The sequence below is a fragment of the Castellaniella sp. genome, assembly GCF_049651205.1.
GTDB lineage: Bacteria > Pseudomonadota > Gammaproteobacteria > Burkholderiales > Burkholderiaceae_B > Castellaniella.
The window spans coordinates 63,943-81,390 of the sequence record NZ_JBASBR010000003.1; the positions used below are offsets into that span (position 1 = coordinate 63,943).

Below are 17,448 nucleotides of genomic sequence, written 5' to 3' on the forward strand. Positions count from 1 at the left end.
ATAACCTATGATTTTAGCAGCCTCGGTGGGCACCTTTGCTTCTGACCGAATAAATCAGTGTTCGTGCTCTTGCAACACCAGATGAGCCATGCCTTTTTCGGTGGCAATCCCAGCCTGGGCGCCCACAGGCAAGGTGGCCTTAACTTTGACATGCCCATACGGCAACCCCCTGACCACCGGCACTTTGACTGTGCTGCGCAGCCAGTGCACCACAGAATCAAGGGTGTAGCCATTGTCGTGCGGTGCCAGACGGTAATCGGTGAAGTGCCCCAACACGATGGCAGCCTGCTTTGCCAGCACACCGGCGTGCCACAGCTGGGTAAGCATCCTTTCAATGCGGAATGGATGCTCGGCAATGTCCTCGAGAAATAAAATACCACCATCAATATCAGGCAAATATGGGGTACCCACCAGCGATGCCACCATCGCCAGGTTGCCACCCCACAAGATACCCCGGGCATCTACAGGGTCTGCATCCGTGGTTTCGAAACTCAGGATTTCGAGCTCGCCCGACAAGGTCTCCTGAAACAGTGCCTGGGTCAGGTCATCCACTTTCTTCGCACCAAAATCGTACAGGGCGGTGGGCCCCGCCAGGCTGACAGCGCCTGTTTGTGCCAGCAGGGCCAAGCTGAACGCTGTGAAATCACTTTGCCCAATAAAGGTTTTGCCGCTGTCAGCCACGGCCCGCCAGTCGATAAAAGGCAGCAAACGGCTAAGCCCGTACCCGCCGCGCGTGGCCATCACCACCGGATGTTTTTGTTTCAGGGCACGCTGGATGCATGCCAGCCGCTGGCGATCGGTGCCGGCAAAGCGCTCGTGCACTGCACTCACGGTGCGATCAAGCGTCACCCGATATCCCATCTCTTTGAGACGCTGTACAGAAAGATCCAGCACGGCAGGATCCGGCACAGCCCCAGAGGGAGAGATCAGATAGATGCCGGACGGAGGTTCGTGGTGGTGGGCATGCTCGGCACCCGTGGGGCATGCCCAATGGGTATGTTCGGTGTGATTGCTCATGGTATTTGCCAAAGGTTTGATGGGCTTGATTTCCGGTAAATAATTTGCTGCCGGCACAGCAGGTTCTGGTAGGGGTGCAGGTACGGCAGAACGCCGCCGGGCCCGAAAGAAATCGCGCAGCATGGTACCGGATTCTGATGCCAGAATCCCGCCGCGCACCTGCGTACGATGATTCAGGCGCGACACCGGAGATAGATCGACCACGCCACCACATGCACCGGTTTTTGGGTCGTTCGCGCCATAGACGATTTCTGCCAGCCGCGCATGAAACATCGCCCCCAGGCACATCAGACAAGGCTCAAGCGTGACATACAGGCGTGCGCCCGTCAGACGATAATTACCCAGTGCCGTGGCAGCCCGGCGCAACGCCACGACTTCAGCATGGGCCGTTGGGTCGTGGTCGAGGATGGTGCGGTTATGGCCGGCAGCCAGCATCCTGCCGGTGGCATCCACCACCACGGCACCCACGGGCACCTCGCCCAGTTGCGCCGCCAACCGGGCTTGCTCAAGGGCCAGCGCCATGGCCGACTCATCATCCAGCACCACCGATGTCTCAGCCATACGTATGCCGTTGAGGCTCGCCCAGACGGGCCAAAGTGGCCAGCGCCTGGGGAAACGCAGCGGGCAGATCTTCGGCCAGCAAACCAAGGCCTTGTTGGTCGGCTGCCAGACCATGCAACCAGACGGCAGCACATGCCGCCAGAAACCCGGGCATCCCGGCAGCCAACAGCCCTGCAATGGCCCCCGCCAGCACATCCCCTGCCCCTGCGGTGGCCAAGGTGGGTGGCGCGTTGTCATTGATAACACTTGAACCATCCGGCGCGGCAATGACAGTATCAGGCCCCTTGAGCACCACGACAGCACCGCAGGCCTGAGCTGCCGCACACGCCCGTTGGCGTTTATCACCAGCCACCATGAACAAACGCGCGAATTCGCCTTCGTGGGGCGTCATGACACAGTGCGGGTGCAAGGCCCGAATCAGTATTTCGGGCTGATCTGCAAACACGCTGAGTGCATCCGCATCCAGCACGCAAGGCCGTTTTGTGTCCAGCATTGACAAAACCTGAGATCGGGCCAACGAAGAACGCCCCAGCCCTGGGCCAATCAGCAAAACCGAACGCCGTGCATCCGACAAGGCCTTGTCCAGGCGGCCATCTGCCGGCAGGGCCTCTACCATAACCGAGGTGAGTGCTGTTGCCTGTACGGCCCATGCCACCGGTGGCACAGCCAGCGTGACCATCCCTGCGCCAATGCGGGCAGCCGACAGACACGCCAGGCGGCTGGCGCCAGGCATGGTTTCACCGCCGACCACCAGCACATGGCCACGCCGGTATTTATGATCCGAGGCTTGTGGCCAGGGAAACCGGGACAGCCAGAGATCCGGGTCGTTGACCCAGGTGTCATGCGCGATATTGTCTAGCACCGACGGCGGGATACCAATATCCACACAGCGTGTCTCGCCACACAAGCTGCGCCCCGGCAACAACACATGGCCGGGCTTGCGGCGAAAAAAGGTGACGGTAAGCGCTGCCTGTACGGCTGCACCGGGCGCCTGGCCGGTCGTGCCATCAAGCCCGCTGGGCACATCCACAGCACATACCGGAGCCAACGCCGCATTAATGGCCTCAATCAGGGCTTTCAGGCCCGCATCAGGCGTACGGTTCAAGCCCGCCCCCAAGAGCGCATCCACAATCAGGCCGGCCCCTTCGAGCACCTTGGGCGACGCCGGTGCTATCTCGCGCCCCCAGGCTGCGGCAGCATTGGCGGCGTCTCCGCGCAGAGCGGAGGCGTCTCCCCACAGTGCCACGCGCACAGGCCAGCCAGCAGCCTGCAGGCAGGATGCAAGCACGAAACCGTCTCCGCCGTTATTACCCGGGCCGCACAACACCACGACAGAGGTGGGAGCCCAGCGGGCCTGGATTTCACGTGCCACGGCCGCCCCTGCGGCCGCCATCAAGGCGCTGGAAGCCCCCCCTGCTGACACTGCCGCCTGATCGGCTGCCGCCATCTGGGCGGTGGTGAGCAAAACATGTCTGGAAGAAGCGGTGCGCATCATGATTTGCCGGCCGCCTGCTGCCGGAGTTCGAATTTCTGTATTTTTCCTGTGGAAGTTTTGGGCAGCTCACCAAAGATAATGTGGCGCGGCACTTTAAAGCCCGCCAAGTGGGCCTTGCAATGCGCGATGATATCTTCTGCCGTAACGGTGGCGTCTGCCTTGAGTTCGATGAAGGCGCAAGGGGTTTCTCCCCAGCGCTCGTCGGGCTGGGCCACCACGGCCGCCGTCAGTACTGCCGGATGGCGATACAGGACGTCCTCTACCTCGATGGAGGAGATGTTTTCACCCCCCGAGATGATGATGTCCTTGGAACGGTCTTTGATCTTGATGTAGCCATCCGGATCCACCACAGCCAGGTCTCCGCTGTGAAACCAGCCACCCGCAAAGGCTGCCCGAGTGGCCTGCGGGTTTTTAAGATACCCCTTCATGCAGATATTGCCCTGAAACATGATTTCGCCCATGGTTTCGCCATCATGCGGCACTGCCTGCATCGTCTCGGGATCCAAAACATCAGCCGAGCGCTGGAGATGATAACGGACGCCCTGGCGTGAATTCAGGCGTGCGCGCTGGCCGATATCCAGATCCTGCCAATGTGCGTGCTTTGCACACGCGGTGGCCGGGCCATAGACCTCGGTAAGGCCGTACACATGCGTGAGATCGATGCCCAGCGCCTCCATGCCTTCGATCATGGAGGCCGGCGGTGCCGCCCCGGCCACCATGGCGCTGACCCCTGGGGGAATACGATCACGCAAGGCCTGCGGCGCATTGACCAGCATGCTATGCACGATGGGCGCGCCACAATAGTGGGTAACACCATGCTCGACCATGCGGTCTATGATGGCCTGTGCATCGACCCGCCTGAGACACACGTTGACGCCGGTGCGGGCAGCGACTGTCCAGGGAAAACACCAGCCATTGCAGTGAAACATGGGCAGCGTCCACAGATAGACAGCATGCTTGGGCATGTCCCACTCAAGGATATTGGAGACCGCATTGATGGCGGCTCCGCGATGATGGTAGACAACCCCCTTGGGGTTGCCAGTGGTACCGCTGGTGTAGTTCAGGGAGATTGCATCCCACTCGGACTCAGGAGGCCGCCATGAAAAATCTGCATCACCCTGCGCCAGCAGGGCTTCGTATTCCAGTGTGCCAATGCGATCCCCGGGGCCGTCATAAAGCGGATCATCCACATCAATGACGAGCAACGGTGTCTCGCGCTGACGCAAGTCCAACGCCTGAGACATGACAGCCGAAAACTCACGATCAACAATCACGGCACGCGCTTCGCCGTGGTCGAGCATGAACGCCACAGTGGCTGGATCAAGCCGGGTGTTGAGCGTATTGAGTACAGCACCCGCCATCGGGATGCCGAAATGCGCCTCTACCATGGCAGGGATATTGGGCAGCATCACGGCAACCGTATCGTCTTGCCCCAGACCATGCTGCAGTAGCGCACTGGCCAGCCGGCGGCACCGCTGATAGAGCTGGTGCCAGTTATAGCGCAGTGCCGATGGCCCCAGACCATGCACCACCGCCAGGCGATCAGGGTATACATCAGCGGCCCGCTCGAGATAGAACAAAGGTGTCAGCGGCGCAAAGTTGGCCGGTGTCTGCGGCAGATTCTGGTCGAAGATCGATGGCATGGGCGTCTCCAGTAGAGGAACAATCATTTTAGCGGCGAAGCAGGCGTCTGCAGTACTTGACCGGGCTCAGGGGTCCCAGATGCCGCCGGCCCGCCGGGTGCGTCGCAACACCGCCTCGCGCAATACCGAATCCCCTCCCGGCAGCACCAGCGCAAGATGCTTGCGGGCACGCGTTGCGCCGGTATATAGCAGCTCGCGGGTAACCAGGGGGACGGCCTGATCAGGCATCACCAACACCACACGATCGAACTCCGAGCCCTGGGATTTATGAACCGTCAGGGCGTAGGCCGTTTCGAGATCAGGCAAACGCGCAGGGGACACCCAACGCACTTTTTGCAGCCCTATCCCGGCAAACGCCACCCGCAAGCGATGCGGCTTGCCTGATGGGCCCGGCACGGGCAACACCAGTCCCATATCTCCGTTGGCCAGGCCCAGGTGGGGCAAATTGCGACGCACAAGCACCGGCTGCCCTGCATACCATTGGCGGGCATCGGACGCGACCCACCCCAAGCCCTGCAAGGCGGTATGAATCTGCTGATTAAGCCCCTGCACCCCCCAAGGCCCGTCACGCAAGCCACACAGCACTTGAAAGCGGGTTTGCAGATGCAAGAGCTCGAGTGCCCAGTGATCCCACAACAACTGCCCGGCATCGTTGCCAGGACGTTGGTCACGCATGGCACTGAATACAGCCGGATAACCCGACGCCGACAAGGCCTCACAACGCTGCAGCCAGCCTGCACCCGAAAAACTCTGGAGATCTGGCAGCCCGGCATGCAGCAGCGCTCGCACCGCACGGACATCTCCCCGGTTCACGGCACCGGCAAAACGGCCAATCCCGCTATCGACACCAAACCTGCGGCTATGCCGCAACATCACGACAGCTTGCGACAAATCTGAGCCGGCCAGATCAGGGCAATGCGGCGCCTGCGCAGAATCTTCCTGGGCGAGCGTCAGTGCCTTGGCGGCCAGCAACACATCCTGGCCGGATAAGTCGTCCAATGCGCGACACGTGGCTTCGGTGTAGTGCATGGCCTCTGCGTCGCGGCAAAGCTCGCCCAACACCGCGCCTGCTTCTACAGACGCCAGTTGGTCTTTGTCGCCCAGCAGTATCAGGCGTGCATGAGGTGGCAAGGCAGCGGTCACTGCATCTGCCATTTCGATATCCAGCATCGAAGCTTCATCGATCACCAGCACGTCAATATCCAGCGGGTGCCCCGCATGGTGGCGCATCTGCCGAGTATCGGGACGGCTGCCCAACAGCCGATGCACGGTCTGCACCCCCGAAGGGACGCTGTCCAACGCTGCCTTCAGTACCAGATCTGCAGTAGCGAGAAGCGCTTGCAACTGATCTGAAATGGATTCGCTGAGCCGTGCAGCCGCCTTGCCGGTAGGCGCTGCCAACCGGATGCGCAAACTTTGAGAAACACCCCCCGCCTGCGCCAGGCCCTGCAAAATAGCCAGCAAGCGCACCACTGTGGTGGTTTTACCCGTACCCGGGCCGCCGGTGATGATGCTGAAGCGTTGTCGCAAGGCCATCGCACAAGCCAGCTTCTGCCAATTGAAGCCAGTGTCTTTTGGGTCTGGCGGAAAAAGCGTATCCAGCCACTGGCGAGCCAGAGCAACATCCACAGCCGGATCATCAACCGGCAACAACCGGCTGGCAATACTGTTGCGAATCCGGGTACCCGCATGCCAGTAACGTGCCAGGTAAAGGCGGGTGTCATGCAATACCAGAGGCTCGGGGCCGGTTCCATCACCGACAAATACCGCCGACGCCAACTGTTCAAGGCAGCGCTCGGGGGAGGCTGGCAAATGCACTGCGGGGGCCATCAGATCCAGACATACATGGCCTTGGGCCAATTGGGCGGAGCACAGCAAGCTCAGCCGCAAGGCAAGAGGAGATGCACTGGGATCACACTGAGCCAGGAAGCGGGCAAATGCCACATCCAGATTGCGCACGGGATCTTCCTGGCCATACTGCAGCCAATCCGGCCAATGACCCGACTGCCCCCTCGGCAAATAGGGTGCCTGCACAGTGTTCTGGTTTCCCGCCGATGGGTCCGGAAAATGATCAGTCATAGGCAGGCTCCGGCCCCAGCAACAGCGCATCCAGCTCATCAACAAGGGCTCTGGGCGGACGCAGAGAAATCAGGCCCTGCCCTGGAGACGGTTGGCCCCGAAGGAACATGTAGACGGCGCCCCCCATATGCTGGTGATAGTCGTAATCCGGCAGGCGGGCGCGCAACTGCCGATGTAAGGCCAGCACATACATCAGCATCTGGACATCGTAGCGGGCAGCGCACACTGCTTTGACCAGAGCCTCATGCGCATAATCCTGCCACGCCGGTCCCAGATCATTTGATTTGTAGTCGATCAGGTAATAACGGCCATCCGCCTGTATGGTGAGATCGATAAAGCCCTTGAACAGGCCATTCAGCAGGTGCGGCTGCAGTGCCGGCCGAGGGATCGCACCAAAGGTGCCGGCCGTGAGGGCTTTATCCAGTGCCTGCACAGACAGGTGCTGTACCGGCAGCCAGAACTCCATCTCGGGCAGACAACGTTGTATCTGGTTTAGCTGCAGCACGGGGGCTTGTGGCAAATCTGGAAACCAGCGTGTCTGGGCAAACTGCAACAGCCAGTCGTGCAACATGTCGATATGGGCTTCCCATCCACGCACGGCACAGCGCCGCGCGATCATGTCTCGCACCCCCTCCAACTGGCGAAAATTGCGCTGCCCTGCCCACTCCAGCAAACCATGCAAAAAGGTACCGGCTTCACTGCCACGAGGAAACCCTGGCAGGGCTAGCGGTGCATCGTCGGCCTCCAGCTGAGACACTTGCACAGGAAGGTCTTCACGCAAGATCTCCTCTATCACTGTCTCAGGAGCATCCGGACGTGCTCGGGCCCTGATCTGGCCTGCATCATCCCAATGCAAGGCAGAATAACTGGCAATCCACCAGGGAGTATCCAGCACCGGCCGGGACAAGCGCCGGGCAGGCCCAGGCGCTTGGGCAGGGGAAACCACGGAAATGCCCGCCCGACCCTCCTGGCCCACTTCATCGCCTTGAGGACTATCCGGCAACCAGGCAAACTGATCCGGATATAAGCGGCAACGCTCATCCCAGGCATTTTTGAGAGGATCGCCCAGCGCATGGGCAATGCCACTGGTGCTGCGCTTGTCGACATCAGCCAAAACCAGCCAGACGGCAAACTTTGCACGGGTCAGGGCCACATAAAACTTTCGGACTTCTTCGCCAAGCTGTTCAAGCGCCCATTGCTGCGCCTGGGCATCATCCAGCTGAAACAGCCACTGACGCCGACCATCCCAGTGCAATTGCTGTGGCCCGGATTTGGGGCCCGGCCACCCACCACTGCAGACAAACGGCAGAAATACCAAGGGGTATTCCAGCCCTTTAGATTTGTGAACCGTGACCACACGAACCAGTTGATCATCACTTTCGAGGCGAACCCGCCGGGCATCCTCGGTGACGGCATCCTGTGCGCTTTCACGCTGACGGGCAAGGTAATGCAATAGCGCTTCTTCGCTATCCAGCTGCACGCTGGCCTGCTGCAGCAGCTCGGCCACGTGAAGGCAATCCGTCAGCTGGCGCTCACCAGCAGCACCCAGGGATAGCAGCCGCGACGGCACATCGAAATCGTGGAACACCTGACGCAAAACGGGTAAAACACCCGCCTCGCGCCAGCGTACGGCATAGGCCTGGAATTGTTCCACCCGCTCATCCCAGGCCCATTCGTCATCCACGCACTGCGCCAGTTGCGACAAAGACTGCGCCAGCAAGGGTGTTGCCAGGGCTGCGCGAATGGCCGCCTCGTCCTGAGGATGTGCGCACGCCTGCAGGATGAAGCCAATCTCCTGCGTGATTTCGGTGGCATATACCGAACGCTGATCTGACAAATACACACTACGGACACCCAGCGCCGTCAGGGCATCCCGTACAGCCTGGGCTTCTCCCCGGGAATTCACCAATACAGCCACATCAGACGGGCGCACGGCCCGCAGGCCCTCGGCCGACAGAAAACCCGCCTGCCCCTCAGCACCGCTTCGAAGCACCTGAACGATTTGACTTGCACAAAGCATGGCCGCTTTATTGCGATAGGCCGTATTTGACAGGGTATCGGCGTCTTCGGGAGTCAGCCAGGCAGCCTGCAACACTGCCGGATGTTTGCCATCAGAGAACCAGCGCTCGGCCCGTCCCTCGGCCCGCACGGGATGAAAGGCAATGGACTCAGCGTGCCGAGCGGTGGGAAACACCGCGCCACCCTCGTGGCGATCGAAACAATGATTGACGGCCTGCACCAGAAGGCTGTCTGACCGATAGTTTCGGCTCAGGGTCTGGACGCGTCCGGCACAGGCCTGAGCGGCCAGCAGATAAGTTTGTACATCCGCCCCCCGAAACCCGTAGATGGCTTGTTTGGGGTCTCCGATAAAGATCAGTGCGGTGTCGGGTGAAGGCTCTGCCACCCGATAGATGCGATCAAAGATCCGGTACTGCAGAGGATCCGTATCCTGAAACTCATCAATCATCACCACGGGAAACTGGTGTCGCAAGGTTTGCGCAAGCGCCTCTCCCTGCGCCCGGCGCAAGGCGGAGTCGAGGTTGCTGAGCAAGCCATCAAAGCCCATCGCACCGCGCTGCGTCAGCATGGCCTGCAGCCGCTGCGCCATCCACACCAGCGCATGCTCATACACAGGCGCACGCAAGGCATGGGACAGCTGCGGCAATTGGGCCACCAGCGCCTGCACTACATCGCTGCCTGCCGGCCAACTGGGCACCTGGCCTTCGCCACGCCAACGGCTTGCCAGCCCTTCTGGTGTGAGAGCAGCCAAACCCGTGTCAGTCAGCGCGGGCCGGATCTGCTCGTCATCAAGCACCCACGCGCGCAAAGCACCCAGCCACTTGCCTCTGGATCTGGCATCAATTTTGATTGCACCGCCCTGAGACTCAAGCCAGGTCTGGAAATCGTCCAGGGTGGCCTCGCAGGCCACCTTAAGCACACGCACCTGGGCTTGCTGTTCGGCCATCCCCTGCTGACACGCTGATTGCAGGGAATCTATTTCGACCTGTGGCAGCCCCTCACGGGTAAGGGCCGAAGACATGGCTGCCGCCAGCGCATCCGGGTTGGCCCACATACCCAGCACGATATCCAGCGAGCGGCCATCCAGGGATGCCACGCAGGCCCGCCAATAATCCCAGGCGACTTCCCGTGTGAGGTCTGCCAGATTTTCGAGCAGTTGCTGATGAAACAGCTGACTGCTATCGAAGGCGTGTTCGCCAAGCACCCGGTTACACCAGCCATGGATGGTGGAAATGGCGGCTTCATCCATGGATTGTGCAGCCAGATCCAGCAAACGTGCGCACCCGGCCCATTGGGCTGTTGGATACTCTGCCCGCAAGGCACACAAAAACGGATCCTGACACTCTTCGGCAGAAACCGAAGGGCCGGCAAAGCAGGCAGCCGCCTGGATCAGGCGGCTGCGGATACGATCCCGCAACTCGTGTGTGGCTGCCTCGGTAAACGTCAGCACCAGGATCTGCGCGGGCAGCCGCGCTGCCTGGCCACCGTGCCCAAGCACCAGACGCACATAAAGTGCGGCAATTGTCCACGTCTTGCCCGTGCCTGCACTGGCTTCTATCAGATGACTGCCACGCAGGCTGAAATGCAGGGGGTCTACTTGGGCAATGGCAACCGGGTCGATGCCAGGATGATTTGTCATACGGCATCCTCTTGCCGGAGGGCTTGCTTGCTACCCGCTGAGCGCTGCTTTTTTTGTGGCAATGCTGCAGCCAGGGAACCATACAGTGTGTTGGCCAGATCAAAAAAGCGACCATCCGACACCAGCTGTGCAAAATCTGCGTAGCTGCGACGCAGGCACAACGAACGATCTTGTGCCTGCTGATAGGCTTTCTCTGCTGCCTGCCACGCACCACTGCCAGGGTCTGGATCGGCACCCGCCCTAAGCCAGGCCGAAGCGGATTCGATCTCTATCGGCAATGGGGCTGATTGGCCCTGCTGCCAGACGGCCCACCAGTTGCCCCACACGCGCTGCGCCTCGTGCACGGGCAAAGGGTCAAACTGGATTTTTCCTTTGGGTGAAATCAGCACCAGGGTGGAAGGCCGCGCCCAGACATGCGCGGTAATATGTTCAACCCACGCAGCCACCATGTTTTTGAATGCGTAATGACTGCTGGACTTCACCAGGTGGCTGGGCTGCAGGATGACTCGCGCCCACTGGCCGTCGGCGCTTTGCCGCCAGCCACCCAGGGCGTCTTCAAACGCAGCAAGGTTGCCGGTGCCCGGCAGCATCTGGGAAAGTCGCAAGGAATGACCTTTTGCGTCAAGCGGCCACTGGGTGCACGCCTCTACGTACTGCTCGATGGCGGGCACCAACGAGGCTTTGATACGTGCGGCAATCGAGTCTCCCAGGCTGCCGTCGACAATCCCCCCCTCTCCTTGCAGGCGAAGCAAGGCCTTATCCAACGCTGCCATCAGGCCGGCTTGAGGGCTATTTGCCAGATCCACGCCTGAAGATGCCGCCTGGCAAACCGCCTCCAGCAAACGGCCGTCTAGCTGCCATTTCTGGAGGCCGTCGTACAGATATGGTTCTTCTTCGTCTTCCGACTGAGTCATGTCATTGAAGCCCACCCGCAGGCGCCGACGATAAAACTGCTCGACAGGGGTCTTTAAAAAACGTTGCAAATCTTCCAGCTTCAGCGTTGCTGTGACGTCATCGTCTGGCTGCGCAAGCGCAGCAGATGGCTGCGTAGCCGGGAGGCGAGAGCGCCACTCGTGCGCATAGGTGAAGAGCGCTTTGGCGCCGGCCAATGGGTTGGAAGGAAAATACCGAAGACTGAACGGCTGAAGGGGGTGCAGGCACGTGAGGGCTTCAGAGACAGGCACCTGAGTATCGGTACACTGCCAGCCACGATCAAGGTGATCCCGCAATTGCGAGATCAAGACGGACGGTGGCTGCTCTGCGTTATCCAGGATGCTGCGTCCAACCCACGAGAGATATAACTGGTCGCGCGCAGACAGCACCGCCTCGAGAAACAGATAACGGTCGTCTTCTCGTCGGGAACGATCGCCCGGCCGAGGATGGCTGACCATCAAGTCCATATCCGAGGGCACCGCCCGACGCGGGAACTCGCCATCCTGCATCCCCAGCAGGCACACCCGACGGAAGGGAATGGCGCGCATAGGCATCAAGGTTGCAAACGTGACAGAGCCCGCAAAGAACCGCTGTGACAAACCTGAGCGATCGATCTGTGCCAGGCAATGTTCGGCCACGATAGAGGAAGGCAAAGGCTCTTGCAGGCCGGCGGCCTCACAGTGCTCGAACCAGGCCAGCAGCGATTCACGAAACTGCCCCAGAATCAGGGCCTCGGCATCGGTATCCGGCACAAAAAAGTCTGCCAGCAAGGACTGAAACTGGCTTAGCCACTGCCCTGGCGTGGCTTGTTTGGCCAGTATCTGCCAATAGTGATCCAGCCGATCCAGCAAATGTCCGATTCCACCCAGGACAACTGCCTGCAGCCCGGAGGGCTCGGCATAGGGCTCGATACCTTGCCAGGCAGAGGAACTGGCGCCCGCCGCATGCCCCAGCAGCATACGGTCGAAGCCAAATTGCCAGGTATATCGATAGGCTGCTTGTGGTGACTGGGCAAGATCAAACGAATCCCGATGGCTCGCATGCAAGCCCCAGCGCACCCGGGCTTCACGTGCCCAGGCCTGAACGGCGGGCAAGTCTTCTGCAGAGATCTCAAAACAGCGGCGTAAGGCCGGTACCTCCAGCCATTCCAGTACTTCGTAGAGACCCAGACGTTGTCGCGGCAAAAACAGCAGTTGTTCGAGCACCACCATCAGCGGATCGGTCTGGCGAGTGCTGCGGTCTGCCAGGTTGTAGGGAATATGACGCGCATCCTGAGGCCCATACAAGCCAAAGACCGCCTGAATATGCGGGGCGTAGGTGTCAATGTCAGGCACCATGACGATGACATCCCGTGCATGCAAGGAAGGATCTGCATCGAACGCTGCCAGCAGTTGGTCCTGCAGGATCTCGATTTCGCGCAAGGCACTGTGCGCCACATGAAAACAGATGGAGTGGTCTGTCGCGGGATCGATGGCAGGCCAGCGCTGGCGGGTTTCGCTCAGAGGCCGAAGATCACGCATATCATCCTGCAACTGCGCCAGCAACATAGCACCCGGCAGCGTCTCGAACGCATCAATGCGTTGATGCAGGGCATCAAACTGAGGAATCCAGCGGGCTCTCTGGGCCGGATCATCAAAATCATCCAGCATGCCGATGTAATCACGCCCCTGGCGCCCCCACGAGGCCAACAGGGGATGGGTTTGCTGATGCAAGGCAGCTTCATCCAGATGGTCCGGTAAACCCGGGCGGCGTGCCTGACGCTTGAACCGCGCCCGCAAGACCTCCCGCCCGCCCTGGATATCGGCCCAATAGTGGGCGCAAGGGTTATGGACACACACCAATACCTGAACCCACCGGGACAGGGCGGCCAGTGCTTCGAATGCCTGACGGGGCATGGCAGAAATCCCGAACACGAGGATGCGACGTGGCAGCCCCTGGGGCCGGTGATCCAAGCGCTTGGTCTGCACTTTAGCCATAAAAGCTTCGTGGATGGCTGCGCGGCCGGCCACGGGACGGCCTTCCGCCTGTAAAAGGCTGCACACCTGGGGATCCGCCGCCAGATCGGCCAACAGATCCTGCCACAGGTGTGCCTGCCAAACTTGTGTCACGGGGATATCGGGCTCGCCATGCATCCCTGGAAGCACCTGCCGGCCCTCAGCCCAGGCCTGCAACCAATCTGCCCGGTACACCTGGTACTGGTCAAAAATATCAGCCACCTGACATGCTAGCTGGTAGCGCTTGCGCACATCAGGATCATCTGTCAAAAACCGCTGCAAGACGGCGTACCTGGCCTGAGCAGACAGCTCCGGCAGCAGACGCATAAGCCGCCAGACGAGTGCATCCTTGTCCAGGGCCGAGCGCTCGGGCACCGACTCTGGCCCCAGCACGCTGCGGTAGGCTTGCCACATAAAGCGGGACGGCAACAGAAAATCCAGAGCTGCGGCTACGCCGCCGTAACGGTTGTCGGCAAGCGCCAGCCGCAGCCACTGGGCGATGCCATTGCTTTGCACCAAAACGCATTCGTTTTCGAGGGGTTCCAGCGGGCTATGCTGCATCCAGGCAGCCAGCACGTCTCTCAGCTGTTCGGCGCGATTGCCGTGCACCAGCACCAATCCTGGTGTCAGTTCGATGGCCTGCGTGTTCATCTCCCTCCCTGTTTCCGGATGCTTGCGCCACGACATTTGACATCATACGGGATCCGGGCAGCGGCCCGGGCAGGCACGCCATGCCAAGGACTTTGCACCGGCGCACAGATGATGGGTATGCAAGGCCACAGCCATAAAGAGGTATCCTTTAGGGCGCTGACCCGCTTTTTTTCGAGAACCACCATGAGTGCTGCTGTCCCTGCCCGCCCCGCCTATCATACGGCCACCTCACAAGAAGAAATTCAGGCAAACCTTGCCGATATCCAACAACGTATTCTGGCGGCCTGCCAGCGTGCCGGCCGGGATCCGGCCGAGGTACGGCTACTGCCCGTCAGCAAAACAGTAGATGAAGCCAGGATCCGCATGGCCTACGCTACCGGGTGCCGCCTGCTGGGCGAAAACAAGGTGCAGGAAGCCTACGGCAAATGGGAATCCATGCAGGATCTCTCTGATCTGGACTGGGCGGTGATTGGCCATCTGCAAACCAACAAGGCCAAGTTTGTGGCCCGCTTTGCAAAAGAGTTTCAAGCACTGGATAACCTGCGGGTCGCCGAGGCACTGGATCGCCGACTGCAGGAAGAAGGCCGCGCCCTGGATGTGTTTGTGCAGGTCAACACCTCGGGCGAGGCCAGCAAGTTTGGTCTGGTTCCTGATCAGGTGATGGAATTTGCACGCGCCTTACCGGCCTATAGCGCCTTGCGTGTACGTGGTTTGATGACGCTGGCCCTGTTTTCCTCTGACCAAAACCACGTGCGCCCCTGCTTCAGGTTATTACACAGCCTGCGCGATCAACTGCGCCAAGAGGCTCCTCAAGGCCCGGACTTCGCCGAGCTTTCCATGGGCATGTCAGGCGATTTCGAATGGGCGATCGAAGAAGGCGCTACCACCGTACGGGTGGGGCAGGCGATTTTCGGCTCTAGAGTGTTGCCCGACAGCCACTATTGGCCCGAAGCAGCCAAACGCTAAGCGGCATGGCAAGCCGTTTTAGCGGGCAAACAGGGTACCCACCGACTGAAAATGCCGGCGATAGTAGACATTATCCAGAGAATCAATGCGCACACGGCCACCCGTGGAAGGCGCATTGATGAAACGACCATTACCCACATAAATGCCCATGTGCGAATTACGCCGCCCCAGCGTATTGAAAAATACCAGATCACCAGGCTGCAACTGGCTGCGCGGCACCGGTTGGCTGAGTTGCGCAATTTGATCGGTATTGTGCGGCAGCCGGGTATCTGTGGCGGTTGCAAACACATATTTGACCAAGCCACTGCAATCAAAACCACCCACTGGCCTGGCCCCGCCATAGCGGTACTGGGTATCCAGAAGGCTGAGCGCCGTCAAAACGACTTCTGTGCGCTGGGCTGGACTGATGTGGGGGCCCTGGGCAACACCAGAGTGTCCACCCTGCGGGCCCGCACACGCCGCCAGCAACACTGCTGCAGCGAGCGTCACACAAAACCGCGTCACTTGGCGTGGGATAAAAGCAGCCATGCTTATAATCAAACCATTCAAAAAGGTTATCCAACCGTCGCAAGACAAACCATGAAGACCACGGCCAGGCCCTTTAAGAGCCTGCTTCTGTTGGCAGGGTGCCTCAGTTTGACGGCACTGTCTACTGTCCAGGCCCACACCGCCTTCATTGCAACCCGATAAGGCGTTAGCGGATACCACCTACCCAATATGTCAGACTCTGCAGAAACCCACCCAACTCCATCCCGGAGTTCGGTCATCGATATCCACTCTCTCGAAAAGACCTACGCCTCCGGCCACCAGGCGCTGCACGCCGTCAGCCTGAGCATCCAGCAGGGTGAGATCTTTGCTCTCCTGGGCCCTAACGGGGCGGGCAAGACTACCCTGATCAGCATCATCTGTGGCTTGGTGAACCCCAGTAGCGGTTCTGTACAGGTAGCCGGCCACGATATCGTGCACGACTACCGCGAGGCCCGCAGCGCTATCGGCCTGGTGCCCCAGGAGCTGACCACCGACGCGTTTGAAACCGTATGGGATACCGTCTGCTTTACCCGCGGCCTGTTTGGCAAATCGCCCAACCCGCAGCGCATTGAAGAGATCCTGAAATCCTTGTCGCTATGGGAGAAACGCGACAGCCGGCTGCTGACCCTGTCAGGTGGCATGAAGCGGCGGGTAATGATTGCCAAGGCCTTGTCACACGACCCCACCATTTTATTTTTGGACGAACCCACCGCCGGGGTTGATGTAGCCTTGCGCAAGGACATGTGGAATCTGGTGAGATCCCTGCGTGCCACCGGCGTCACCGTCATTCTTACTACACACTACATCGAAGAAGCCGAAGAAATGGCCGATCGTATCGGCATTATCAACCAGGGCCGCCTGCTGCTGGTTGAAGAAAAAGCCAGGCTGATGCACCAATTGGGACAAAAACGCCTGATCCTGCATCTGGCACATCCACTGACGCAGCTGCCTGAAGCCCTGAAAAGCTGGTCATTGACGCTTGCGCCTGACCAGCACACCTTGTACTACCGATACGAATCCACCGATGCCGGCAAGGGTGTGCCTGCACTATTGTCAGCCTTGCAGTCTGCCGGACTGGTGTTGGCCGACTTGGACACCGAACAGCGCTCCTTGGAAGATATTTTCGTAGACCTCATCCGGAACCCCAATTGATGAACTGGCCCGCAATCTATGCTGTCTACCGTTTCGAGATGGCCCGTACCTGGCGCACGCTGATGCAAAGCATCATTGCGCCGGTCATTTCAACCTCTCTTTATTTTGTGGTGTTTGGCACTGCGATTGGATCGCGCATCCAGGAAGTGGGCGACGTCAGCTATGGAGCATTTATCGTGCCTGGCTTGATCATGCTGTCTTTGCTCACGCACAGTATTTCAAATGCTGCATTTGGTATTTATTTTCCGAAATTTACCGGCACCCTGTACGAGATCCTGTCGGCGCCTATGTCCTATCTGGATATCTTGCTGGGATACGTCGGTGCGGCAGCCACCAAATCAGTGCTGTTGGGGATCATCATCCTGGCAACTGCCACGCTGTTTGTGCCCCTGAGAATCGACCACCCCCTGGCGATGGCTGCCTTTATGGTGCTGACGGCACTGACGTTCAGCCTGCTTGGTTTCATTATCGGCATCTGGGCGGACAACTTTGAAAAACTGCAGTTTGTGCCGCTGCTGATCGTAACCCCCCTGACCTTCCTGGGGGGCAGCTTCTATTCAATCGATATGCTGCCACCCTTTTGGCAGCAAGTGACCTTGCTCAATCCGGTGGTTTACCTGATCAGCGGGTTTCGCTGGAGTTTCTTCGGCCTGGCAGACGTAAACGTATGGCTTAGCCTGGCCATGACACTGGTGTTTTTGGCTGTTTGCCTAGTAACAGTGGCCTGGATTTTCCGCACAGGCTATCGCCTGCGGCCCTGATACCAGGGCC

Annotated in this window: 10 protein-coding genes; 3 read left to right on the forward strand and 7 right to left on the reverse strand. The window is 59.8% G+C overall.

Going from position 1 to position 17,448, the window contains the following annotated elements; all coding sequences use genetic code 11:
• Nucleotides 1-54: 54 nt before the first annotated feature.
• The 6 genes from tadA to recC all read right to left on the reverse strand — a co-directional run bounded on the left by tadA (nucleotide 55) and on the right by recC (nucleotide 14,031).
• Complete coding sequence (tadA, locus tag WA928_RS00800) at nucleotides 55-1,578, reverse strand: tRNA adenosine(34) deaminase TadA (RefSeq protein WP_424298334.1); 1,524 nt, start codon at nucleotides 1,576-1,578, stop codon at nucleotides 55-57.
• Nucleotides 1,571-3,073: an NAD(P)H-hydrate dehydratase gene (locus WA928_RS00805; protein WP_424298336.1), complete on the reverse strand. Its 1,503-nt coding sequence runs from the start codon at nucleotides 3,071-3,073 to the stop codon at nucleotides 1,571-1,573. Before WA928_RS00805 ends, tadA begins: the two co-directional genes overlap by 8 nt.
• Nucleotides 3,070-4,716 carry an acyl-CoA synthetase gene (locus WA928_RS00810; RefSeq protein WP_424298337.1) on the reverse strand — a complete coding sequence of 549 codons (1,647 nt, stop codon included), beginning with the start codon at nucleotides 4,714-4,716 and terminating at the stop codon, nucleotides 3,070-3,072. Before WA928_RS00810 ends, WA928_RS00805 begins: the two co-directional genes overlap by 4 nt.
• 66 nt (nucleotides 4,717-4,782) lie before the next feature.
• Nucleotides 4,783-6,795: an exodeoxyribonuclease V subunit alpha gene (recD, locus tag WA928_RS00815; RefSeq protein WP_424298339.1), complete on the reverse strand. Its 2,013-nt coding sequence runs from the start codon at nucleotides 6,793-6,795 to the stop codon at nucleotides 4,783-4,785.
• Entirely contained in the window at nucleotides 6,788-10,453 is a 3,666-nt protein-coding gene (gene recB / locus WA928_RS00820) for an exodeoxyribonuclease V subunit beta (protein WP_424298341.1), read from the reverse strand. Before recB ends, recD begins: the two co-directional genes overlap by 8 nt.
• Nucleotides 10,450-14,031, reverse strand: coding sequence for an exodeoxyribonuclease V subunit gamma (gene recC, locus WA928_RS00825; protein WP_424298343.1), 3,582 nt, complete (start codon nucleotides 14,029-14,031; stop codon nucleotides 10,450-10,452). Before recC ends, recB begins: the two co-directional genes overlap by 4 nt.
• 183 nt (nucleotides 14,032-14,214) lie before the next feature.
• Between recC and WA928_RS00830 the strand changes: the two genes are divergently transcribed.
• Nucleotides 14,215-14,997, forward strand: a complete 783-nt coding sequence (locus WA928_RS00830; RefSeq protein ID WP_424298346.1) for a YggS family pyridoxal phosphate-dependent enzyme — start codon at nucleotides 14,215-14,217, stop codon at nucleotides 14,995-14,997.
• Between the two features lie 18 nt (nucleotides 14,998-15,015).
• On the opposite strand, the gene WA928_RS00835 is transcribed toward WA928_RS00830, so the two are convergent.
• Nucleotides 15,016-15,525 carry a C40 family peptidase gene (locus WA928_RS00835; protein WP_424298349.1) on the reverse strand — a complete coding sequence of 170 codons (510 nt, stop codon included), beginning with the start codon at nucleotides 15,523-15,525 and terminating at the stop codon, nucleotides 15,016-15,018.
• Between the two features lie 189 nt (nucleotides 15,526-15,714).
• On the opposite strand from WA928_RS00835, the gene WA928_RS00840 reads away from it, so the two are divergent.
• Entirely contained in the window at nucleotides 15,715-16,677 is a 963-nt protein-coding gene (locus WA928_RS00840; protein WP_424298352.1) for an ABC transporter ATP-binding protein, read from the forward strand.
• Nucleotides 16,677-17,438, forward strand: a complete 762-nt coding sequence (locus tag WA928_RS00845; protein ID WP_350383205.1) for an ABC transporter permease — start codon at nucleotides 16,677-16,679, stop codon at nucleotides 17,436-17,438. The genes WA928_RS00840 and WA928_RS00845 overlap by 1 nt, the downstream gene beginning before the upstream one ends.
• Nucleotides 17,439-17,448: the final 10 nt, after the last annotated feature.